Source organism: Microbulbifer agarilyticus S89 (assembly GCF_000220505.1).
In the GTDB taxonomy this organism is placed as follows: Bacteria; Pseudomonadota; Gammaproteobacteria; order Pseudomonadales; family Cellvibrionaceae; genus Microbulbifer; species Microbulbifer agarilyticus_B.
The window spans coordinates 59,959-83,633 of record NZ_AFPJ01000032.1 but is presented as its reverse complement, the minus strand read 5'-3'; the positions used below and the strand labels follow the sequence as shown (position 1 = coordinate 83,633).

The following is a 23,675-nucleotide window of genomic DNA, read 5'->3' as shown; positions in this document are numbered from 1 at the left end:
AACGAATGGATCTTCCACCGGTGCAACAAGTAACAGCACAGGCAAAAGTGCAGGCGTCGGCACAGGTCTCGGCCCGGGCACTGACCCGCAGCGGGTTTATTCTCGACCTGGCGTGTGAGCGGCACGATGCTGCGGGCTTTTATCAGGCCAGCTGCCGTTTCGATGTCGAGCGCTATTCCCCGGCGCTTTTCACTGCAGCGGGCATCCTGTTGCCCGAAGAGATAGCTCAGGCTGTGCCCCGGCGTCAGGCGGAGTTTCTCGCTGGCCGCTACCTCGCCGGCACATTGCTGGCGGAGCTGCGGCCGCGGGATCGGGTTGTTCCCGCTATCGGTATTGGTAGGCACCGCAATCCACTTTGGCCAAACGGGGTCATCGGCAGCATTACCCACTGTGGCGATGAGGCTGCCTGTGTGCTCGCCAGCGCAACACAGCTCCGCTACCTGGCGATCGATCGCGAGCACTGGATGACCCCGCAAGTGTGTGAGGAGGTGAAGCCTTCCATCCTTACTGCGGATGAACAGCTATTGACCGCCAGTTCACCGTTGCGCCCAGCGCAGGCAACCACGCTGATCTTTTCCGCCAAGGAGAGCCTGTTTAAAGCCCTGTATCCCTCAGTACGCTGTTACTTTGGTTTTGAATGCGCACGGCTGGTATCCATAGAAATGGACAAGCGCATTTTGCTGCTGCAATTGCGCGAAGACTTTGCACGGCAGTACCAGTTGCCGCGGCGGCATCAAGTTTGTTTTCGTGTCTCGGTAGTCGGGGTGGAATCTCTGGTGCTGGGACGTGCCGATAGTCGCTGAAAACATTTTTCGTGAGCGCGCCAAAGTGAACCGACGGACGCAAATAGGCCGTAAAAAGCGTAAATGGGCGGGAATTTTTGCGGGTTTGCGTGTCTTATACGTTATCTTGCTGATCAGGGCGCCAGATTAGCGCAAACCTTGTACGATTGACCAATAATTGACCGTTGTATAGGGTTCCTATTTCGTGCACTGAGTGCCCCGAATTTACTCTCTTGAGGTAACGACATGGTTTCCAGCAGCGGAGCTGGCGAGAACACGCCCACAGCACCCAGCGCTAAGTCCTCCTCTGTAAACAAGAAGGCGGAGAAGCGTGAAGTCGCCATGGCGAAGATCCTCAATGCCACTCTGGATCTGATCGCGCGCAAGGGGCTGGCGGCCCTGTCTCACCGGTCGATTGCCAGTGAGGCGGGTGTGCAGCTGGCGATGACCACCTATTACTTCGGCACCATCGACAATATTCTGGTCGAGGCGTTCCGCGAGTACAGAAAGTCGATGGAGCCCGTAAACATGGGCATCGTGGTGGCCTATTCCGAATTGCTGGCACGCTGCGTAAACGACGACGGTACGCTGGCGGAACGCGATGCGTACATCGAGGGGCTTGCGGATATTTTTGCCCAGTTGATCGATACCGGTCCTATCACTCGTTTGCGTCAACTGCAGATCGAGTGCCAGTACCTGTACGAACAACACCCGTCTCCTGCGCTGGCCAAAGAGATCGAGTCGTATAACGACGAGCTCACTGGCTACGCCCGTGAATTTATTGCGCCGCTGGCAACCCGCTCCCCAGATCTGGATGCCCAGATGTTCCTGTGGATGATCCAGAGCCTGGAGTTCTCACAAGTCACCAGTGTGGGGATCAAGGGGCAGTCCAGCCGCGACGTGCTGGTGCGCATGTTGCGCGGCTTTTTAGTTTAACTCGTCTAATTAGTCTGCCTAGTTTGACCCGCTGTTTCTGAATCAGTAGTCCGGCCGCCCAATGCGCGGCCGCGCAAAATTGCGTAAGCTTGCGGCGCATTTCCTTCTGATAGCCGAGCCCGAGTTTTGCGCCCCTACAATCCCCCCACTGATCCCCTCCTGGATGTCGTCTACAGCGATGCCCACCTGTTGGTGCTGGACAAGCCCAGCGGGCTGCTCACCGTGCCCGGCCGCGATCCCGCCCACAAAGACAGCCTGGCGCTGCGTGCCCAGCAAGAGTATCCACAGGCGCTGATTGTGCATCGCCTGGATATGGACACCTCCGGATTGGTGGTGATGGCGCTGGGCACAGAGGTGCACCGGCAGCTGAGCCTGCTATTCCAAAATCGACAGGTAGAGAAAAGCTATCTGGCGCGGGTCTGGGGTGAGCCCGAGCAGAGCGAGGGCGAGGTCGACCTGCCACTCATTTGCGACTGGCCCAACCGCCCGAGGCAGAAAGTCTGTTTCGAATCCGGCAAACCGTCCCTGACCCGCTGGCAAAAACTCGATAGCGACGGGCGCACCAGCCTGTTGCAGTTAACTCCCGTAACCGGCCGCTCGCATCAATTGCGCGTGCACATGCAGGCCCTCGGCCACCCAATTCTGGGCGATCCGTTTTACGCACACCCCGAGGCGCGCGCCGCGGCATCGAGGCTTTTGTTGCATGCGCAGGAGCTGGGCTTCGAACACCCGGTGCTGGAGAATGAGGTGCACTTTTTGTGTAATCCCGGAGAAGATTTTCTCGAACTCAGTCGCGAAACATAAGTTCTCAAACGAAAAAGGGCGATCCAGTGGATCGCCCTTTTTTATTGCTCGGGATTACTACCCGGACTTATTACCTGGGTAGTTACTTCTTACCCTTCATCGCCGCCGCCAGCAGGTCACCCATGCTGCCGCGGCCGCCGTTGCCGCCGCCCTGTTGCTGGCGGCTGCGGTTGTTATGGCGCTGGGCTTGTCTGCTCTCGCGGTGATCTCCGCGCTTCACGCCACCGCTGCCCTGTTCGCCGGGCTCGTCAGACATGCGCATGGACAGGCCGATACGCTTGCGCGCTACGTCCACTTCCATCACCTTCACCTTGACGATGTCATTCGCCTTGACCACTTCGTGCGGGTCTTTGACGAACTTCTCCGACAGCGCGGAGATATGCACCAGGCCGTCCTGGTGTACACCGATATCCACGAAGGCACCGAAATTGGTGACGTTGGTGACGGTACCCTCCAGCACCATGCCCGGGCGCAGGTCTTTGATCTCCTCGACTCCTTCCTCGAACTTGGCGGTGCGGAATTCCGGGCGCGGGTCGCGGCCGGGTTTTTCCAGCTCGCTGATGATGTCTTTCACCGTAGGTACACCGAATTTCTCATCGGTGTAGTCCGCCGGGTTCAGGCGGCGCAGGAAGGCGGAGTCGCCGATCAGGCCATTGATCTCTCGGCCGTTTTTCTCGGCGATGCGCTTCACCACGATGTAGGACTCCGGGTGCACACCGGAGCGATCGAGAGGGTCTTCGCCGTTGTTGATGCGCAGGAAGCCCGCGGCCTGCTCGAACGCCTTGGGCCCGAGGCGCGGGACTTCTTTCAGTTGGGCGCGGCTCTTGAAGGCGCCGTTCATGTCACGGTAGTTGACGATGTTGGCGGCGATCGACGCAGACAGGCCGGACACGCGGGTCAGCAGTGGTGCGGACGCGGAGTTGAGCTCGGCGCCCACGCCGTTCACACAGTCTTCCACTACCGCGTCCAGGGAGCGCGCCAGCTGGGATTGGGATACGTCGTGCTGGTACTGGCCCACACCGATGGACTTGGGTTCGATCTTCACCAGTTCGGCGAGCGGATCTTGTAAGCGGCGCGCGATGGAAATGGCACCACGGATGGTGACGTCCAGGTCCGGGAATTCCTTGGCGGCAAATTCGGAGGCGGAGTACACGGATGCACCGGCCTCGTTCACCATGACCTTCTGCGCGGTCAGTTTGAACTGCTTGATGGTCTCGCCGACAAACTTGTCGGTCTCGCGGCTGGCGGTGCCGTTGCCGATGGCGATCAGGCCCACGTCGTATTTCTTGCACAGCGCGGCGATGACCGCGGCAGACTCGGCCAGCTTGTTCTGTGGCGGGTTGGGGTAGATAGCGGTGTGGTCCAGCACCTTGCCGGTGGCGTCGACCACGGCGACTTTCACCCCGGTGCGCAGGCCCGGGTCCAGGCCGATGGTAGCTTTCTGGCCGGCGGGGGCGGCCAGCAGCAGATCCTTGAGGTTGCGGGAGAAGACCTTGATGGCCTCTTCCTCGGCTTTTTCGCGCAGCTGGCCAAGCAGGTCGGTCTCCAGGCTGGTGAGCAGCTTGATGCGCCAGGTCCAGCGCACCACTTCACCGAGCCATTTGTCGGCGGGGCGGCCCTGGTCTTCGATATCCACGTGGCGCGCGATAATGCTTTCACAGGGATGGCCGGCGGTGGCGGGGCGCTCTTCGTCGCCTTCCAGGCCCAGGTTGATGGCGAGGATGCCTTCATTGCGGCCGCGGAAAATCGCCAGCGCGCGGTGGCTCGGCACCTTGGACCATTCTTCGCCATATTCGAAGTAGTCGCGGAACTTGGCGCCTTCCTCTTCCTTGCCGTCCAGCAGTTTGGATTTCACCTGGCCGTCGCGGCTCAGGAAGTCACGCAGCTTGCCCAGCAGCTCGGCGTCTTCGGCGAAGCGCTCCATCAGGATGAACTTGGCACCATCCAGCGCGGCCTTGATGTCTTTCACATGCAGGGCGGCGTCTTCGTTGCCGGTGTTGAGGTACTTCTGCGCCTCTTCTTCCGGGTTCAGCGACGGGTTGCCGTACAGGTCGTCGGCCAGCGGCTCGAGGCCCGCTTCGATGGCGATCTGGCCTTTTGTGCGGCGCTTGGGTTTGTAGGGGAGGTAGAGGTCTTCGAGGCGGTTCTTGGTATCGGCCGCGTTGATCTGCTGGGCCAGCTCGGGCGTAAGTTTGCCCTGCTCGTCGATGCTTTTCAGGATGGCCGCGCGGCGCTCTTCCATCTCGCGCAGGTAGCGCAGGCGCTCTTCCAGGGTACGCAGCTGGGTGTCGTCCAGTTCCCCGGTTACTTCTTTCCGGTAGCGGGCAATAAACGGTACGGTCGCGCCTTCGTCCAGCAGTCCCACGGCGGCGGCCACCTGTTGCGGGCGCACGTTCAGTTCTTCGGCGATACGGGCGTTGATATCCAACATCTTGTTATCTACTTCCTCAAAGTCACATCAGGCGTTTTGCGGCAGGGGAGGTGAGCGCTGACAGCTCGGGCCCGACCAAAAAAATCGGCGGCCATTATGGGCCATGGGGCCGCGGTCACCAAGGTGGAAAGTGGTTCGATTTCCCATCGCGGGCGGTGGCTGTCGGCAGTTTGCGATCAACTGGAATTTTGCTGCGGTGTTCTGAAGCTGGCGCTGGTTCCAATACGCTGTCAGCCCTGTAGAATGCGCAACTAGTTAAATTTTGATCAATGGGACAGCTGTGAATCCTTCGAACAAACGCTCTAGCAAAAATAAAATTTTGGGTCTCGTGGTTCTAGTTGGTGGGGCTGCGATAGCCGCAGTCGTTGCGCTTGCGCCAAAGCCTGAGGAAAAAGTTGCCGAAGCGGCAGTGCCGCCGGTGGCCGATATCCTGTACGCGGAGCCCGGCCGTCACACCCTGCTGGTACCCAGCCAGGGCTCGGTACATGCCCGTCACGAAATTGAGGTCGTGGCCCGTGTGGGTGGCGTTATTGAAAGCGTCAGCGATGGGTTTGTCGCCGGTGGCTTCTTTGAGAAAAATGATTCGCTGCTGCAAATCGAGCCGGCGGACTACCGCCATCAGCTGACCCGCTCCCAGTCGCAGGTCGCCAATGCCGCCGCGGCCCTGGCCCAGGAAGAGGGGCGGGCCAAGCAGGCCAAGCGCGAATGGCGCGACCTGGGTAGCGAGGCTGCCAACAACCTGTTCCTGCGTAAGCCCCAGCTGGCGGCTGCCCAAGCGGAGCTGGAAGCCGCCAAGGCCGACCGCGACCAGGCCAAGCTGAACCTGGAGCGCACCGCAGTGAAAGCGCCGTTTGCCGGCCGCGTGGTGGAAACTTTGGTAGACATCGGCCAGTACGTGACTGCCGGCACCAAGCTCGCCCGTATCCACAGTGTGGGCATTGCCGAAGTGCGCCTGCCCCTGACCGATCATCAGTTGTCGCTGCTGGAGCTGCCGCTGGGTCGCGCTATTGAAAATGGCCCGGCGGTGCGCCTGAGTGCCAATCTCGCCGGTCAGCCCCGCGAGTGGCGTGGCCAGATTGTGCGCACCGAGGCGGCCATCGATCCCAACAGCCGCTTTGTGTACGCCGTGGCCCAGGTGCCGAACCCGTATCAGGGCGACGCGCCGCTGATTAACGGCCTGTTCGTGGAAGCGCACATTGCCGGTAAAACCTACGACGACATCACCCTGCTGCCGCGTCAGGCCCTGCATGAGGGCGACCATATCCTGGTGCTGAACGAAGAGAACCAGCTGGGCTTTAAGCAGGTGCAGTTGCTGCAGGCCGCCGGTGACCAGGTTTGGCTGCGCGGCGACATCGATGCCGGTGACAAGGTGGTTATCTCCAGCCTCGGCTATTCCCGTGAGGGCATGGTGCTGAGCCCGAATCCACTGAACGAAAAGCCGTCCGGCATCTACCTGGGTGAGCAGTCCGAGAGGCCGTCCGATGAACCTCAGAGTGAGGGTGCGGAAACTGCCGGTGGCAGCAGCGCATCTGCGCAGGGAGCCTACTAATTATGCAGGGCATTATCGGATGGTTCGTCCGCAACAGTAAGGCCGCCAACCTGTTGATGTTAATGATCATCATCGGCGGTGCGTTTGGTATTTCCCACGTCGGGCGCGAGGTATTCCCGGCGATTAACCCCGGTGTGGTACGCATTAATATCAGCTTCCCCGGCGCCGGCCCGGCGGAGGTGGAACAGCAGGTAACCCAGCGGGTCGAGCAGGCTATTTCCGAAGTGAAGGGCATCAAGGAGGTAAACTCCTGGTCCTCGCGCAGTAACAGCACCGTGCGTATCCAGGCGATCGACGGCTACGATGAGCTGCGTCTGCTGAACGACATCAAGGTGCAGGTGGATTCCATCAATACCTTCCCGGCGGATATCGAGCGCCCGGTGATCTCGCTGGAAGAGTGGGAGCAGCAGATGATGATGATCGCCATCGGCGGTCCTGTCTCTGCGCGCCAGCTCAAGGAGACCGCACTGGACCTGCGCGACAAGCTGATGCTGATCCCCGGTGTGCGCCGCGTGGATGTGTGGGGTGATCGTGCGGATGAGGTTTCCATCGAAGTCTCGGAAGTGAACCTGCGCCGCTTCAACCTGTCCTTCGACGATGTTGCCAATGCGGTGCGCCGCTCATCCCTGGACCTGCCGGCCGGTCGCGTGCGTTCCGACCGCGGTGATATCCAGGTGCAGACCCGCGGACAGGCCTACACCGCCGAAGATTTCGCGCGTATTCCGGTAATCAGCCGTGCCGATGGCACGCAGCTGCTGCTGCGTGATGTGGCAACAATCAATGACGGCTTCGAGGAAGAGGGCTCGATCATCCGCTTCAATGGCAAGCCGGCGATGAACCTGCGGGTCATGCAGGGCGAGCCGCTGGATGTGGTGGCTACCGCCGAGGGCATTCGCGAGTTCATGCAAGAGGCGCGCGAGACGCTACCGCCGGGCATGGAGTTCGAAACCTGGTTCGATTTCTCCGAGGCCTATGAAAGCCGTATGAGCATGCTGTTCTGGAATGCGGTGACCGGCCTGGCCCTGGTGTTTGTGCTGCTGATGCTGTTCCTGCGCCCGGCACTGGCGGTGTGGGTAACCGTGGGTATCTTTACCGCGTTTATGGGCGCTTTCTGGTTGCTGCCGGCCACCGGTATCACCCTGAACATGCTGTCACTGTTCGCGTTCCTGATGATTCTCGGCATCGTGGTGGACGATGCCATTATCGTCGGCGAGGCGGTGCATGCCGCGCACGACCGCGGCGAGACCGGCCTGAAAGCCGCCGAGGCGGGAGTGAAAACGGTCTCCGCGCCGGTGATCTTTGCGGTGGTCTCCACCATGGTGTTCTTTGTGCCCATGCTGTTCCTGCCAGGCTACACGTCGCAGATGATGATGGCGTTGCCGGTGGTGGTATTGTTGTGCCTGGTGTTCTCGCTGGTTGAATCCCTGTTGATCCTGCCTGCGCACCTGGTGAGCCTGAAACCTGAGCAGAAGGCGACGTCGAGTGTTGGTCGCAAACTGCAGGAGGTGCGCGGCAAGTTCGCTGGCGCCATGAAGATCGCGGGTGACAAGTACTACATGCCGCTGCTGGAGAAGTCCCTCAGCAACAGCCGCACCACGGTGATGATTTTCTTCCTGGCCCTGATCCTGTCGTTCGCGCTGTTCGGCAAGGGTTATGTGGGCAAGGCGTTCTCGCCATCGGTTCCCTCGGACCTGCTGGAACTTAGAACCACCATGGCGCAGGGCGAGTCCTTTGAGGAAGCCAAGCGGGTGCTGGAGCAGTTCGAGCGTGCCGGTATGGAGCTGGCGAAAGACCCGGATATGCTGGCGCTGAACGGTGGCAAGGAGTTTGTCGATAACACCATGGTATTCCTGTGGCGCGGCAATGTGACCGTGCTGCTGCAGCTGACCGACGGTGAAGAGCGCGACGTAACTTCCGAGCAGCTGGCGCTGAAATGGCGTGACTATGTGGGTAAGCTGCCGGCGAGTGTGGAGGAGATGAATATCCAGCACACCATTAACGATGGTGGTAAGGGTATGTCGCTCAACCTGAGTACCGCCTCCGGGGACATGGCAGAGATGCGCCGTGCGGCGGATGCGGTAAAAGAAGCGCTGAACAGCTTTGCCGGTGTCTACGATGTGCGCGATAACCTGATCGCAGCGCGTCAGGACATTGAGATCCAGCTGAAACCCCACGCTACCAATATGGGTATTGGCCTCGCCGATGTGGCCAGACAGGTGCGCCAGGGTTTCTACGGGGAAGAAGTGCAGCGTATTCCGCGCGGTCGCGAAGACGTGCGCGTGATGGTGCGTTATCCACAGGAAGAGCGTGCCAGTGAGGAGCAGATCGACCGTATCCGTGTTCGCACCAACGATGGTGAAATCCCGTTCAGTGCGGTGGCCGATGCGGTGTACGTGCCCGGCTACACCACGATTCGCCGCAACGATCGCGAGCGCACGGTGCAGATTACCGCGGAGTTGATCCCGGGTACCTCGCCGGCGCATGAGATCCTGAAACAGGTGCGTGAAAACAATCTGAAGAAGTGGGAAAACCAGTTCCCGGGCTTCAGCCTGAAAACCGCGGGTGAAATGCAGGAAGAAGAGGAGTTTGGCAGTGCGATTCTGGCTTTCTTTGTGCTTTCCCTGTTTACCATCTACGCGCTGTTGGCGATTGCCTTCCGTTCCTATTCGCAACCGCTGTTGATCCTTACCGCAGTACCGTTTGGTTTCTTCGGTGCGGTATTGGGCCACCTGATTATGGGGTACGACATCAGCATTATGTCGATGCTGGGCTTCCTGGCGGCTGCGGGCGTGGTGGTGAACGATAACCTGGTATTGATGGATCGGATCAACCAGCTGCGTGCACAGGGCATGGCGGTAATGGATGCCGTGGTACAGGCGGGTCGCGATCGATTCCGTCCGATTATCCTTACTTCCATCACGACGTTTATCGGTCTAGTGCCGATTATGTTCGAGCGCTCGATCCAGGCGCAGTTCCTGATCCCGATGGTGGTCAGCTTGGCGTTTGGCGTACTGTGTGCGACCTTTGTCACGCTGGTGCTGGTGCCTAACCTGTACAAAGTCATTGAGACGATGCGGGTTAGGGTGAAGGGCGACAAGCCTGCTGAAGAACTGCCGTTGGATATCGAGAGGGTATAACTCGAGCACTTTGTGGGTGCAGTGGCGGCCGATTGGTGGCCCTGCACTCCACAACCTGGGCGGCAACTGTTCCGTGCAGGGCCACCAAACGGCCTTATCCCGGGGCCGCGGGGTTCTAGCTACAACTTCCTCTCTGCCTGTATTACTCTTCACGCAATGTTTTCCTGGATCTGGAAGTTCCTTTGCGTATTCCTCGTATTTTTTCTTCGCAGCCTTTGGCTGGCCAAGCAGAGCTGCAACTCGATGAAGCGGCGTCGCGCCATCTGGTAAAGGTGTTGCGTCTGGGGCCGGGGCGTCCGCTTATTTTGTTTGATGGGAGCGGCGGTGAGTACGCGGCGGAGCTGGTTGAGGCGGGCAAAAAGGCGCGAGTGAAAATTGGCGCCTTTAGCGAGGGTAACAGGCAGTCGCCGCTGGCCATCACTTTGGCGATAGGAATTTCCCGCGGTGATCGTTTTGACTGGGTGATCCAGAAGGCCACCGAGTTGGGGGTGGCGCAGATTCAGCCGCTGTTTACCGAGCGCTGTGAGGTAAAACTTTCCGGTGATCGCCTGCAGAAAAAGCTGGGTCAGTGGCAGCAGATTGCTATCAGCGCTTGTGAGCAATGCGCGCGCAATCTGGTGCCGGAGATTTTGGCGCCACTGAAATTGCCGCAGTTGCTCGATCAGGCTCAGGAAAGTGATGCGCTGAAGCTGGTGCTGCACCATCGCACCAATGCGACTCTGGCAGAGCTGGAGCAGCAATCGGGGCGCACGCATGCCGCGCTATTATTGGTGGGGCCGGAAGGTGGCCTGTCGGCGGAGGAAATTGCGCTGGCGCTGCAGCAGGGCTTCCATCCGCTTCGGTTGGGGCCACGGGTTTTACGCACCGAGACGGCGCCGGTAGCGGCCTTGTCTGTGCTGCAGTATCAATGGGGCGATATCTAACAGGGGAAACACGATGAAGGCTTTAGTCTGGTTAATTGGTGTGGCCATTGCTGCCATGTCGATTCTGATTGTCCTCAAGCCGCAGATCGCGCGGGATTTAAGCGATCGCATGAATCCACAGATGTTTTACTTCGGTGCCTGGGCACGGATTGTCATCGGTATTATTTTCCTGTTGATTTCCGATACCCGCAGCTGGGGCACCCTGTTTAATGTGTTGGGTATCTTGCTGGTGGTAATCGGCGCCTATGCGCTGCAGTCCGGTTATGAACGCACCCGTGAATTTGTCCTGGGTATCGCCCATGGCAATGAAAACATTGTCCGCGTCGCTGGCGCCGTAGGTGTCTTGATCGGGATCCTGTTGATCTCTGCGACCTGAAAAAGCCTTGGACGATACATGCATAGTTTTACCTCCCAAACCCGTCTGGTTATCTTCGATTGCGATGGCGTGCTGGTAGACAGCGAATCGATCGTGTGCCGTGTGGTGGCGGAGGAGATGACGAAGCTCGGGATGCCGGCAACCGCCGAACAGTTAGATGAAGAATTTAGTGGTCGCTCTATCCAGGACTGCCTGCTGGATATCGAAACCCGCTACGGTGGTCCGTTGCCGCAGTCGTATTTCAATGCAACAGAGAGCCGCATTCGCGCCGCCTTCCACTCAGAGTTAGAGGCAGTAACCGGCATTCATGAGGTGCTGGACAAATTGCAGGCCACAGACCTGCAAACCTGTGTGGCCTCATCTGGCCCTCATGCGAAAATGCAGGTCACACTCAACAAAACCGGATTGTGGGATTATTTTGCCGGGCGTATCTACAGTGCCGATGATGTCGGTCGCGGCAAGCCCTGGCCCGACCTGTTTCTGCACAGTGCGGCGCAGTTTGATGTGGCGCCCGAGCACTGTCTTGTGGTTGAGGACTCCATTGCCGGGGTGAAGGCTGCGGTATCGGCAGGTATGCCCGTTATCGGATACAGCCAGCACGCAACGCGCACACGGCAGCTGGAGGCCGAGGGCGCGCGGGTAATCAACGATATGCAACTGTTGCTGGATTACTTTTGAATGTACTGGCAAAGTGGTCGCAAAGGAGTTAGCGATATTTTACGGAAGCTAGGCTATGAGCATCTTGAAAAGACTATTAATCGCAGTTATCTGTCTGTTTGCAGCCATTGCCTGTTACGTATTCGGCATCCCCGCCGGAGGTGCTATCTTCCTCCTGCTTGGCATAGTGCTGGAAGGCCTTTTCTGGTTCCAGCTCACCCGACGCAAGCGCGCCGGCTAACCGACAGGCCAATTACTCCGTCAGTTGAACCTCTACCGAAGCGCTGCGCCGCGTGTCTTTCTCATCCACGAAAGTGCGCGTGTAGCGCACCTCATTAATACCCTGCGCTAGTAATGAGCGCACCAGGCCAGGCGGTAATTCGACCGTTTCTCGCAATGGCTTGCCGGCCTGTGCGGTGACCGCTTCAGAAACCTCATAAATTACTGTGTCGCCCACCAGAAACTGTCCACTGGTGGACGTTGCGCTAATGTTGCCAAGGTCGCTGTCCAGGTTCCACGCCATCATCATTTGCCGGGATTTGCCACTCACGGTTTGTGAGGGCGGAGAGGCCTCTACCTGTGCCAGGCGACCGCTGGAGTCCAGGTCAAACAGGATATGGTTGGAAAGGCTGCCTGCGGGGCCGGCAAACACGCGTCGGTATCCTACTCTCCGCACCCCTTTCTGATGCCAGCTGCGCGCCTGCACTGGAGAGATCTGAACGATCTCAGTCAGTTGACCGCTGTCGCCACTGAACTCGAGAATTTGGTCAACGATCGCGAGCTCTTGATTGTTGTCCAGATTGACAAATACCCCGCGCGGTGAGGCGGCACCGCCCTTGCTGGCAATGCGCCAGGTGACTTTCTCTTGATAGCCTTCACTGGCATTCAGCCACGCATCTCCCGGATCGACGGTGACGATTTGCTGTGCGGTGACCTTGGCGTTAAATACCAGCGCCCAGGCAATGGCGGCAATGCCGAGGATGGTAAGCAGGAGCTGTTTGTTCATAGCCATCTCCCAGAGGGCTTAAGGCATTTTGTGAAGGTTAGAGTCCCGCTGGTCTTATCAGAAATACGTGGATGCAAGGGTTTGCACGAGCATGGTGTTGCCCGAGTTGCTTGGTGGCTGAGGTCGTCATCCGGGTCCACCTAGGGAATACTTTTCTCCGACTCTAGAATCTCTGGACCGTCTGGTGCTCGTGTTTGTAGCGGGCGCTGCTCGATTCTGGTTGAGGAGCTGACCCCATGCCCAAAGCATGTTCCAAGTCATCATTGCGTCCCCGTCGGGCCGTTACCCGTGCAACCTATTCTATGTCGCCTCTGGTACTTGCTATTGTGCTTGCGACCGGGTGCACCGACCCCACCAAGAAATACACACTCGACCCGCGGGATCTGGTGAGTAATGGCTTGAGCGAGCAGACGGCCCGCGAGGCGGCACCATTTGGTGACGACATGGTGCGCTATCTGATGGGACAGACGCGGGAGCAGGGAGATAGTTTTGTATTGAGTGTGGATTTCATTCCCGGAGGCTTTGCCCCCAAGATGAATACCTTGGGGGACGTGGAAGCGTTGCTCGTTATCATGCGCGACTTTCCTGCGCTCCAGATCGTGGTGGAAGGGCATACGGACAACGCCGGCGATCCGGATAAAAACCGCAAGTTGTCGCAGTGGCGGGCGGACTGGGTGCGTCAGTTTTTACTGGAACGAGGCATTGATTCCGGCCGTGTAGAGGCCGCCGGCCTCGGTGATTCCGACCCTATTGCCGACAACACGACACAGCGCGGGCGCGAAAAAAACCGCCGTTTGGTGGTGCGGGTGATCGACTTCGATGGCAAGCCGTTAAATGTGCGTCTCGGTGGCGAGCGGCGAGAAGCTAGCAACTAGATCTGGCCAGTCCGAGTTTGCTGTGAGAAAGTCCGATGATCAAAAAAAGAACAAAGCAGCAGCGGGTTCATACTAAATTTGGCGCATAATTCATCTTATGGTGAATACTTTTAATTTTTCCGATTTTTGTACAGTTTTATTCTGAGGTTTGCTCCTTTCAGCACGTCAAGTCATTGGGAGTCGTTTCCTTTGGGCTTATCAGCTATCACAGTATTTACAACTGAAGATTGGGCTCAAATCGACTTGCCTTCACTACCAAAAGCTAATCCTTGGGGGATGCATGGAAAGGACATTTAATAAAAAACTCCTCAGTCTTGCCGTTGCCGGCGCAATGAGCGTTGGTATCCAGTATGCCTATGCGCAGGAAGAGAGCGAGCTGGAAACTCAGACTGTCGCGATGGATGCGAAAGCTGCGGAAGAAGTTGAACCGGCCATGGAAAATGTGACTGTAACGGGATCTCGTATTAAGCGAGATACATACAGTAGCACAGCACCTATCGCCGTAATCACCACAAGCAAAAGTGCCTTGGCGGGTCTAATCAGTGCTTCGGATATTTTGCAAAATTCGACTGTTGCCTCTGGTCAACAGATTGATGATTCTTTTTCTGGTTTCGTCACTGACGGCGGGCCGGGAGCAGAGACCGTTTCTCTGCGTGGTCTCGGTGGGCAGCGATCTCTGGTATTGGTAAACGGCAAGCGCTGGGCTCCTTCCGGTGTTCGTGGTGCAACCAACTCAGTGGATTTGACGGCACTGCCATCCTCACTGGTGAACCGTTATGAAATCCTGAAAGATGGCGCATCTTCTATTTACGGCGCTGATGCAATCGCGGGTGTTGTCAACGCAATTACTCGTGAATCCATCGATGGTAGTACCGTGAACTTTTTGTACCGGGTCCCCGAAATTGGGGAAGGTGCCGAGTACTCCCTGGACGGGGTGTGGGGTGTCACCGGAGACAATTGGAGTGTGAATGTTGCCAGCAGTGCATATAAGCAGTCGGAAATCGTTGCGAACGATGTTGACTACGCAAAGTGCACTACACGGCCGCGCCTTACTGACAATGATGGTAACGGCACTATTGACAACCGTGACCCTTCGACTGGAGAGGAACTGTGCTTCGGCCAGATCCAAGGTTTTGCAGTCTCGCCATTTGGTTGGGCCCGTTTTGATCCGAGTTTGGCGCCTGGTGCGGATGCTTCAAATCCAAATTACGATCCAACCATCAATGGCATTTACGGTATTCCTTACTATACAACCGTAGCGGAAAATGATCTGGATAACTCTGGTGAATTTTATCGCGATACCCGTGAAGGCAGCATTTATCAGATGCAAACTGATCTAGAGCTGTTCTCATTGTCTTCTATGGGTAACTACGATTTTGCGATCAATGATCTCAGTGCTACTGCCTATTACGAGATGTTCTACAATCGCCGCGATACGGTAGCGAATAGTGGTTATCGTCAGTTTTTCCCAGTAGTTCCAGCAGACAATCCGACTAACCCATTTGGCACGAGTGGCCCTCTCGCGGGCTTTGGCGGATTCACTGCACAACCAGTATTGCCTAGCTATGAACTGCTCAACCCGGAAAGCAAGGTTTCGATTGATCGGATTAACTTCTTTGCTGGTTTGAAAGGCGATCTATCCGCAACTTGGACCTACGATGCGTACATGGGATATGGTTACTCCAAGGGTACTTACGCGAGTGAGCAGCTACTGGATGATCGAGTGACGGCCTCGCTTAATGCCGAGCTGGACGCTGATGGCAATCTGGTTTGTAAGGATCTGGCGAACAACCCTGGCTGTGTCGCGGCCAACCTGTTTACCGAAGACGCCCTATTGAATGGCCGTCTGACCGATGCTGAGCGCAATTACCTCACTGCCATGACAGAAGGTGAGACGGTCTACGATAGTATCCAATTTGCCGGTCACGCCACAGGTGAACTCTTTAGTATGCCGGCTGGTGAAGCCATGGGTGTAATTGGTATCGAGTATCGCCGCGAAGGTATTGATGATATCCCCGATGAAAATTCGCAAAATGACAATTTGTGGGGCTTTACTGCAGCGGGGCGCACTAAGGGTACGGATACCGTCCAGGAAATCTATGGTGAATTTGAATTACCTCTCCTAGCTAATGTCCCTGGTGCTGAAGAGATGTCATTGAATATGTCTACTCGTTGGACTGACTATGACTCTTATGGTGACGACACAACTTACCGCGCAGCGTTTAACTGGCAAGTGATCCCTAGCGTGCGTCTGCGAGCAACCAAAGGTACCTCCTTCCGCGCACCTGATTTGTATGAAATTTTCTTAGGCGACCAAACCAGCTTTGCTCAAGGTCTGTCAGACCCCTGCCTAAACTACACTTCTACATACGACCCGGGTGATATTATTTATCAGAACTGTGCTGCTGTCGTACCGGAAGATTTCGGTGAGAATGGAAGCCGCTCTATTCTCACCGTTACAGGTGGTGCCGATGACCTGAAGGCTGAAACTTCTGATTCTTATACCTATGGCATCGTATGGCAGCCCGAAGAGCTTGGTCTGTCCGTGGCGCTTAGTTGGTATGACATTGAAGTGGAAAACACTGTTCAGAGCCTCACTGCTGTTGGTCTCCTCGGTACCTGCTATAGCTCAGAAAACTTTTCCAGTCCCTTCTGTTCACGGATTGGTGCGCGGGACGAAGATGGCTTCGTGACATCGGTCGATGCATCCTTTATTAACGTAGGTAAATTCAACTCCTCCGGTTATGACATCGATATGTTGTACGAGCACTCCTTCAATAGTTTTGATTTCAGTGTCGATACAACTATCACCTATACCGATGAGTCCAGTTCTGAAATTCTGGGTGAGGAAGAGAACTATGAAGGTGCTTGGGGCTTCCCGCACTGGGTAGGCGATATGGATATTTCTGTCGACTACAAAGAGTGGGAGTTTAACTGGCGTTTGGACTTCATTGGTTCAAGCCAAGAAGCTCCGAACGAACGCTTGATCACCCAAACTGACAATGAGCTTTACCATACGCTCTCCGCTCGTTATTCAGAGGGCGATTGGAGCGTACTGGCGACCATGAGAAATGTGCTGGATGACGAGCCACCGATAGTATCTGATGGCACAGGGTCGGTATCTGCAGGGCGTGTTTTCAATACATTGCCTGGTTCTGGTTATCCGATGTTTGGCCGTACCTTTATGGTTCAGCTTGGTTATGACTTCTAACGCATAGGGATACGCCCGGTCACCAAATGGGGGCCGGGTTTTTTGCGTCGATCTGTACGTGATTCCAAAATATAGATTTTAAAATTTTGAGAAAGCGACGAATGATAAAAAATATAAGACACGTATTGTTTGCCGTATTGGCAGCATTACCAATAGTAAAGATTGAAGCCAAGGATGTGCCGCTGGAAGCTTGGGTGCATGATCCATTGATTGATTCCGTTAGTGTTAACCCTGCAGGTACACGGATATCAGCACTTACCCTGGCGAGTGTGAATGAAGCGCCATATGCGACTCTTTGGAGCGTATCCGATTTTTCAAAACCACCCACGCGCTATCAGCCCAAGAGCAGCAAGTTAATTGGTTTGCAATGGCTGGGTGATGACAAATTATTTGCCGTTGGCCGACAAAAATTCGATTATCGGTTTGGCGGAAAGCCTACGCGTTGGTTTCGAAACATCCCCTACATTCTAGACGCTGACACTGGTGAGTTTCGCGAGTTGATGCGTCATCGCGATGACATTCAGTCTGCCTCTATCGTTGATTTACTTGAAGATAAACCAAATAAGGTTTTGGTTAGCATACAAACAGATCAACGGACCGAGGAGTTCTTAGAGCTCGACCTAAAGCGGTTGACCACTAAACGCGTATTCCGTGGTGATGATAGAAGTAGTTTTGACACTGACACTTTGGGCAACGTCGTCGTTCGCCAGAAGATTGAGGGCTCAGGTGACGATATACATATTGTTACATCCTTCAAAAACCCTGTAAGTGATAAATGGGAAGAGCACTTTAAGGTCTATGCTGCTAATCGCGAGGGAATTGGTATTGATGGCGTAACTGTAGCCGCTGATGGCAGTGTCTATGTGTCTGACAATACCGGTCGCGATAAGGCCATCATTCGCCGTTACGATATTAGCTCTCGCGAGCTGAGCGAGCCGCTATTTCCTGGTGAGAACTATGAGATGATGGGGGTGCTCACTCATCCTTATCCAGTGGCCGGTAAGTCTGATGTGATTGGGTATCGTGTCGCTGGCCCTGCGGTAACCGATGTTTACACCGATGCTGATTTTGCACAGTTGCAAAGCAAAATCGATGCTGCACTGCCAAAAGATCAAATACATCGTTTGGAGTCTATGTCTCGAAATTTGAATCTGGTAGTGATTTATTCTTCGGGTCCCAAAGAACCGGGTTCATACAGCCTTCTTATCAATCAACAGCAGTTGATGCCCCTTGGTAGAACTTTCCCGAATATCGATCCATCGGCCATGTCGGAAATGGAGTTTGTGACCTACGAAGCTAGGGATGGCTTGGAAATCCCTGCATTCTTGACCAAACCCCATGGAGTAAAGCCTCCCTACCCAACGGTCGTTATGCCTCACGGTGGGCCCTGGGCGCGTGACTATCTTGGTTGGGATCGTTGGGCCCAGTTTCTCGCGAACCGTGGATATGCGGTCCTGCAGCCTCAATATCGCGGGTCAGAGGGGTGGGGGCAGCGACTATGGCGTGCTGGTGATCGCGAGTGGGGACAGAAGATGCAGGACGATAAAGATGACGGGGCAAAGTGGTTAGTTGATAACGGTATTGCAAGTGAAGACCGTATAGCTATGTTTGGTTACTCGTATGGCGGCTATGCAGCCATGGCGGCGACTGTGCGGGAGGATAGTCCATACCAGTGTGCGATTGCAGGTGCTGGGCTATCTGAGTTGGATACCTTTGATAAAATTACTTTCGAAAACCCGTTTAACCGGGAATTTCAGAATCCAACCATCGCCGGCTTGTCCCCTCACTACGAGGCTGACAAGGCAAATATTCCATTGTTTATTTTTCATGGTGACCGGGATCAGCGTGTACCAGTGGACCAGTCTCGAAAGTTTTATGACCGCCTGAAAAGTCTGGATAAACCGGTCAAATATCTCGAGATTCCTGATTTATGGCACAGTAATCCCTGGTTCCCTCAGCATCATTACACGATGCTCTCCGCGCTAGAGGAGTATTTGAAAAATGACTGTGGCCCGGGAGGGTTATAGGGTTCTCCAGCTGCAACAAAAAAGAGCCTCATTTGAGGCTCTTTTTTGTTTGATTCAACCTTGCGAGATTTGTAGCGCATCCAGAATGCTGGCCGTGGGTCCCACCTGGTTCATGGTGTAGAAATGCAGCCCGGGTGCGCCACCCTCGAGCAGGGTTTCACACAGATCGGTCACGATTTCCAATCCCAGCTTTTTCACGTCTTCCGGGTTGCTGAAACTTTCCATACGGTACTTCAGCCAGCGTGGAATTTCCGCGCCGCAATTGCGCGAGAAACGTGCCAGGTTGGTGAAGTTGGTGATTGGCATGATGCCCGGGTAAATGGGTGCATCAATACCTGCCTTGGCACACTGGTCCAAGAAGTAGAAATACGCATCCGGGTTATAGAAATATTGAGTCAGGGCGCTGTTGGCACCTGCATCAAACTTGCCTTTCAGATAGCGGATATCGTCATCGTAGCTGCCGGCTTCCGGGTGAATTTCCGGGTAGGCCGCGACTTCCAGATGGAAGTGGTCGCCAGTGTGACGACGGATAAAGGCCACCAGCTCATTGGCGTACACCAACTGTGCAACTGCACCCATACCGGAAGGCATGTCACCACGCAATGCTACGATACGGTCGACACCGGCTTCTTTGTAGCGGTTCAGCAGCCCCAGTACGATTTCTTCGTTGTCGCCGCCAAATGACAGGTGCGGCGCAATGGAAACGCCCTTTTGCCGCAGGCCGCACACAATGTTGGCGGTGGTGTCGCGGGTGGTGCCACCGGCACCGTAGGTAACGGAGAAAAACTCCGGGTTAAATGCTTGCAGCTGTTCGCGGGTGTTCTTCAGTTTTTCCCGGCCCTCTTCGGTCTTGGGTGGGAAAAATTCAAAACTAATACGTAAATCACTCATTGTTCTTTTCCATTCCCTCGGATACCGGTCGCGATGGTGATTCGCGACCGGTCCAGAGGCATCTTAATACTTGTAGCTTTCTGGCTTGTACGGGCCGTCAACCGATACGCCGATATATTTGGCCTGGTCTTCGGTCATGCGTGTAATTACGCCGCCAAAGCCCTCGACCATGTACTTGGCCACTTCTTCGTCCAGATGCTTCGGCAGTACTTTTACGTACAGCGCGGATACTTTCTGGTCTGCGGGCAAGTCGGCAAACTTTTCCTTGTACAGGTGGATCTGTGCCAGCACCTGGTTGGCGAAGGAGCCGTCCATGATGCGGCTGGGGTGGCCGGTAGCGTTGCCCAGGTTCACCAGGCGGCCTTCAGACAGCAGCAGCAGGTGATCGTTGCTCGCCGCGTCGCGCACGATCTTGTGCACCTGCGGTTTTACTTCTTGCCACTCCCAGTTTTCGCGCATAAACGCGGTGTCGATTTCGTTATCGAAGTGGCCGATGTTACACACCACTGCACCGGACTTGAGCGCCGCAAGCATGTGCGCATCGCACACGTTTACATTACCGGTGGTGGTCACAATCAGGTCGGTATTGGCAAGCAGGGTGCGGTCGATGCAATCTGCGGTGCCATTGTTTTCACCATTGATGTAGGGGGAAACCAATTCAAAACCATCCATGCAGGCCTGCATGGCACAGATGGGGTCAACCTCGGTTACCTTCACGATCATGCCTTCCTGGCGCAGGGAAGCTGCAGAGCCTTTGCCCACATCACCGTAGCCGATAACCAATGCTTTCTTGCCGGACAGCAGGTGGTCGGTGCCGCGTTTGATGGCGTCGTTCAGGCTGTGGCGACAACCGTATTTGTTGTCGTTCTTGCTCTTGGTCACGGCGTCGTTCACGTTGATCGCCGGTACCTTGAGGGTGCCTGCCTTCAGCATGTCCTGCAGGCGGTGTACGCCGGTGGTGGTTTCTTCACTGATGCCGTGGCATTTGTCCAACAGCTCCGAATACTTGCGGTGCAGCAGTTCGGTCAGGTCGCCACCGTCGTCGAGAATCATATTCGGCTGCCAGCCAGCTACGTCAGCACCAATAGTGCGCTCGAGGCACCACTCGTACTCTTCTTCGGTCTCACCTTTCCAGGCAAATACCGGAATTCCGCGGGCGGCGATGGCGGCAGCGGCGTGATCCTGGGTGGAGAAAATGTTGCATGAAGACCAGCGCACCTCTGCACCCAATGCCACCAGTGTTTCGATCAGTACCGCGGTCTGGATGGTCATGTGGATACAGCCCATGATGCGGGCACCCGCCAGCGGCTGCTCTGCGCGGTACTTTTCACGCAGGGTAATCAATGCCGGCATTTCACCTTCGGCAATTTCAATTTCCTTGCGGCCCCAATCGGCCAGATTAATATCGGCGACCTTGAAGTCTTTGAATTCGGTGCTCATTTGGTTCACTAGTTAAATCCTTGAGAATTTTATTGGAGGCCGATAACGGCCTCTGTATTCGGTGTTCTTGTAAATCAGAAACCTGCTTGCGCGCGCAGGGTTTCCGCCTTGTCGGTTTTCTCCCACGGGAAAGCGGTGAAGGTCTCTACCTGTTCTTTGCCGTTGCTGTCGATCCACTTGTAGCTGTGCTCAAACGGCTCGCGGCCGAAGTGGCCGTAGGCAGCGGTCAGCTGATACATGGGGTGCAGCAGGTCCAGCGCATTGGAAATGGCGTAGGGGCGCAGGTCGAAGTTTTCCCGCACCAGTTCGATCAGTTTGTCGTCGCTGATTTTGCCGGTGCCGAAGGTGTTGATGGAGACAGAGGTGGGCTCGGCCACACCAATCGCATAGGACACCTGGATCTCGCAGCGCTTGGCGAGACCCGCGGCGACGATATTTTTCGCTACGTAACGGCCTGCATAAGCGGCGGAGCGGTCCACCTTGGACGGGTCCTTACCAGAGAAAGCGCCGCCGCCGTGACGTGCGGAACCGCCGTAGGTGTCCACAATAATTTTACGGCCAGTCAGGCCGCAGTCACCTACAGGTCCGCCGATCACAAACTTGCCGGTCGGGTTGATGTGGTACTTGGTGTTTTCGTGCAGCAGGTCGGCCGGCAGCACGTGGTGCACGATCAGTTCCATAACCGCTTCGCGCAGATCTTCCTGGGACACCTCTTCGTTGTGCTGGGTAGACAGCACCACCGCATCGATCGCACAGGGCTCGCCCTGTTCGTTGTAGCGGAAGGTAACCTGGCTCTTCGCATCCGGGCGCAGCCACGGCAGCAGGCCGGATTTGCGCGCTTCTGCCTGACGCTCTACCAGACGGTGTGCGTAGTACACCGGCGACGGCATGAACGTCGGGGTTTCATCGGTGGCATAGCCGAACATCAGACCCTGGTCACCGGCGCCCTGGTCTTCCGGTTTTACCCGGTCCACGCCCTGGGCGATATCCACAGACTGCTTGCCGATCACATTGATCACACCACAGGTTTCACCGTCGTAACCCACCGCAGAAGAGGTGTAGCCGATATCGGTAATGACCTTGCGCACCAGGTCTTCCAGGTCGACCCAGGCGCTGGTGCTGATTTCACCCGCAATAACCGCGATACCGGTTTTCACCAGGGTTTCGCAGGCTACACGGGCGTTTTTGTCGCGTGCCAGCAGGGCGTCCAGTACCGCATCGGAAATCTGGTCGGCGATTTTGTCTGGATGGCCTTCGGATACTGATTCCGAGGTAAAAATGCTGTATTCACTCATGCTGAGTTCTCCTATTGCGCTTGGCGCGCTTCCGTTATTCCTATGCTGGCGCGGGGAACTACGGTTTCGCCCGCCGACACTGCCTAGTACTTAGCTATTACGTAATTGGTTTGCTGCTTGAATGCGATTTTTTTTGGGTGGTCAGGGTTTCAAAAATTCTTGGATTTGAATCTGGAAGCCATTGCGCAGCGCACTGTGCACACTGCGCCCTTTGCTCAGGCCCGCATCTGCGGCCCACTCAACCAGCTGCTGGGGCGCAAAACCCAGCCACAGGTCGCCACAGGCATCCCGTGCCCAGTCCTGCGCATGGTCGTGCAGGTCGGTAATCAGCAGCTGCCCGCCGGCCCTTAAAGACTTTTGCAGATCGTGAAAAATCTGCGCGGGATCCGGCGTGTGGTGCAACACCATATTCACCACAATGCAGTCCGCACTTTCCGGGCGGGATGCGGCGGCACGTGTGTCATCGCACACGAACTCGATATTCTGCAGGCCCTTTTCGTCGGCAAAGGCCTGCGCGCGCTCGAGCATGGTCGCGGACAGATCCAGCGCAGTGACCGTGCCAAAGCGGCTGGCCAGCTCCTCCAGGAATTCCCCTTCGCCCGGGCCTACCTCAAGCGCGTGACGGCCGGGTTTCAGCAGCTGTGCTACCTGTGGGCCATAGACGCTATAACTGGCGATCAGCTCCTGCTGTTCGCGGAAGCGATTGCCGTAGTCGGCAAAGAAGCGGCGCGAGGCCTCGGCACGCTCTGCGGCAATCTGGGCCACGGCGGCGGCCCGGCCAGTGCTTAGCGGCAGCTGGTCGAGGCCACTGAACAGTTGCTGGAGCAGCTCGCTGTTGGCGGAGCGCCGGTAGAACAGGTTGTTGCCCTCACGGCGTTTGCTGACCAGTCCAGCCTGGGAGAGCACCTTCAGGTGGTGCGACAGTGCTGGCTGGCGCAGGTCGAAAATGTGGCATAGCTCCAGCACGCTATAGGAGTCCTGAGCCAGCAGGCGCAATATCTCCAGGCGCAACGGATCGCCGGCGGCCTTAAGGGTCGCCGCCAGTTGCGGAATCTGGTCGCTGGCATGTTGTTTGTCTTCCCCGGCCGGTTGGCTGGAGGCACTTTTGGACTCAAGCATGGCCGGGAGTCTAGCAGTGCTTTTGGCCTATATCAAAAACTTTTGATTTAGCTGTATTTAAAAAAGTTGATGCAGGTGGGGTGAATTCCATGGACAATCCCGCGGGTACAGCAGGATTGCTATTTGTTAGGAAAATGTTGCTGTGCTGAAGGAAGAAACGAATCCTTAGACTTTACGCCCCACCGGGTAGTACGGGAAAATACGCCCCCCGTTTTG

18 protein-coding genes are annotated in these 23,675 nt (G+C 56.2%); 12 read left to right on the top strand and 6 right to left on the bottom strand.

Annotation, left to right across the window (positions count from 1 at the left end; all coding sequences use genetic code 11):
- Positions 1-5 precede the first annotated feature (5 nt).
- From AS89_RS17285 to AS89_RS0109615, 3 genes are all read left to right on the top strand, one after another.
- Positions 6-803: a 4'-phosphopantetheinyl transferase family protein gene (locus tag AS89_RS17285; RefSeq protein ID WP_010132360.1), complete on the top strand. Its 798-nt coding sequence runs from the start codon at positions 6-8 to the stop codon at positions 801-803.
- 225 nt (positions 804-1,028) lie between these two features.
- Positions 1,029-1,718 (top strand): TetR/AcrR family transcriptional regulator, encoded by a 690-nt coding sequence (locus AS89_RS0109620; RefSeq protein ID WP_029249918.1) that lies wholly within the window; start codon positions 1,029-1,031, stop codon positions 1,716-1,718.
- Positions 1,719-1,844: 126 nt separating this feature from the next.
- Entirely contained in the window at positions 1,845-2,522 is a 678-nt protein-coding gene (locus AS89_RS0109615) for an RluA family pseudouridine synthase (protein ID WP_010132357.1), read from the top strand.
- An 82-nt stretch (positions 2,523-2,604) separates the two neighbouring features.
- Here the strand turns inward: AS89_RS0109615 and AS89_RS0109610 are convergent, their stop codons facing one another.
- Positions 2,605-4,953: a Tex family protein gene (locus AS89_RS0109610; RefSeq protein WP_010132356.1), complete on the bottom strand. Its 2,349-nt coding sequence runs from the start codon at positions 4,951-4,953 to the stop codon at positions 2,605-2,607.
- A 328-nt stretch (positions 4,954-5,281) separates the two neighbouring features.
- On the opposite strand from AS89_RS0109610, the gene AS89_RS0109605 reads away from it, so the two are divergent.
- The 6 genes from AS89_RS0109605 to AS89_RS18860 all read left to right on the top strand — a co-directional run bounded on the left by AS89_RS0109605 (position 5,282) and on the right by AS89_RS18860 (position 11,836).
- A complete protein-coding gene (locus tag AS89_RS0109605; protein WP_237709667.1) occupies positions 5,282-6,502 on the top strand; it encodes an efflux RND transporter periplasmic adaptor subunit in 1,221 nt (406 codons plus the stop codon).
- Positions 6,503-6,504: 2 nt separating this feature from the next.
- Complete coding sequence (locus AS89_RS0109600; protein ID WP_010132354.1) at positions 6,505-9,639, top strand: efflux RND transporter permease subunit; 3,135 nt, start codon at positions 6,505-6,507, stop codon at positions 9,637-9,639.
- Between the two features lie 182 nt (positions 9,640-9,821).
- Positions 9,822-10,562: a 16S rRNA (uracil(1498)-N(3))-methyltransferase gene (locus tag AS89_RS0109595; protein WP_010132352.1), complete on the top strand. Its 741-nt coding sequence runs from the start codon at positions 9,822-9,824 to the stop codon at positions 10,560-10,562.
- Between the two features lie 13 nt (positions 10,563-10,575).
- Positions 10,576-10,938: a hypothetical protein gene (locus AS89_RS0109590; RefSeq protein WP_010132351.1), complete on the top strand. Its 363-nt coding sequence runs from the start codon at positions 10,576-10,578 to the stop codon at positions 10,936-10,938.
- Positions 10,939-10,956: 18 nt separating this feature from the next.
- Complete coding sequence (locus AS89_RS0109585; RefSeq protein WP_010132350.1) at positions 10,957-11,616, top strand: HAD family hydrolase; 660 nt, start codon at positions 10,957-10,959, stop codon at positions 11,614-11,616.
- A 55-nt stretch (positions 11,617-11,671) separates the two neighbouring features.
- Positions 11,672-11,836, top strand: a complete 165-nt coding sequence (locus AS89_RS18860) for a hypothetical protein (protein WP_010132348.1) — start codon at positions 11,672-11,674, stop codon at positions 11,834-11,836.
- A 12-nt stretch (positions 11,837-11,848) separates the two neighbouring features.
- Here the strand turns inward: AS89_RS18860 and AS89_RS0109575 are convergent, their stop codons facing one another.
- The gene (locus AS89_RS0109575; protein WP_010132346.1) at positions 11,849-12,601 is read right to left on the bottom strand and encodes a hypothetical protein; all 753 of its coding nucleotides are present in this window, start codon (positions 12,599-12,601) and stop codon (positions 11,849-11,851) included.
- A gap of 236 nt (positions 12,602-12,837) precedes the next feature.
- Between AS89_RS0109575 and AS89_RS18195 the strand changes: the two genes are divergently transcribed.
- From AS89_RS18195 to AS89_RS0109560, 3 genes are all read left to right on the top strand, one after another.
- Complete coding sequence (locus AS89_RS18195; RefSeq protein WP_237709665.1) at positions 12,838-13,476, top strand: OmpA family protein; 639 nt, start codon at positions 12,838-12,840, stop codon at positions 13,474-13,476.
- A 280-nt stretch (positions 13,477-13,756) separates the two neighbouring features.
- Positions 13,757-16,687 carry a TonB-dependent receptor plug domain-containing protein gene (locus tag AS89_RS0109565; protein WP_010132343.1) on the top strand — a complete coding sequence of 977 codons (2,931 nt, stop codon included), beginning with the start codon at positions 13,757-13,759 and terminating at the stop codon, positions 16,685-16,687.
- Between the two features lie 101 nt (positions 16,688-16,788).
- Entirely contained in the window at positions 16,789-18,714 is a 1,926-nt protein-coding gene (locus AS89_RS0109560) for an alpha/beta hydrolase family protein (protein ID WP_010132342.1), read from the top strand.
- A 54-nt stretch (positions 18,715-18,768) separates the two neighbouring features.
- Here the strand turns inward: AS89_RS0109560 and metF are convergent, their stop codons facing one another.
- The 4 genes from metF to AS89_RS0109540 all read right to left on the bottom strand — a co-directional run bounded on the left by metF (position 18,769) and on the right by AS89_RS0109540 (position 23,459).
- Positions 18,769-19,605: a methylenetetrahydrofolate reductase [NAD(P)H] gene (metF, locus tag AS89_RS0109555; RefSeq protein WP_010132341.1), complete on the bottom strand. Its 837-nt coding sequence runs from the start codon at positions 19,603-19,605 to the stop codon at positions 18,769-18,771.
- Positions 19,606-19,668: 63 nt separating this feature from the next.
- Positions 19,669-21,045: an adenosylhomocysteinase gene (gene ahcY / locus AS89_RS0109550; protein WP_029249916.1), complete on the bottom strand. Its 1,377-nt coding sequence runs from the start codon at positions 21,043-21,045 to the stop codon at positions 19,669-19,671.
- Positions 21,046-21,119: 74 nt separating this feature from the next.
- The gene (gene metK / locus AS89_RS0109545) at positions 21,120-22,340 is read right to left on the bottom strand and encodes a methionine adenosyltransferase (RefSeq protein WP_010132339.1); all 1,221 of its coding nucleotides are present in this window, start codon (positions 22,338-22,340) and stop codon (positions 21,120-21,122) included.
- Between the two features lie 141 nt (positions 22,341-22,481).
- Positions 22,482-23,459, bottom strand: coding sequence for a metalloregulator ArsR/SmtB family transcription factor (locus AS89_RS0109540; RefSeq protein ID WP_010132338.1), 978 nt, complete (start codon positions 23,457-23,459; stop codon positions 22,482-22,484).
- Positions 23,460-23,675 lie beyond the last annotated feature (216 nt).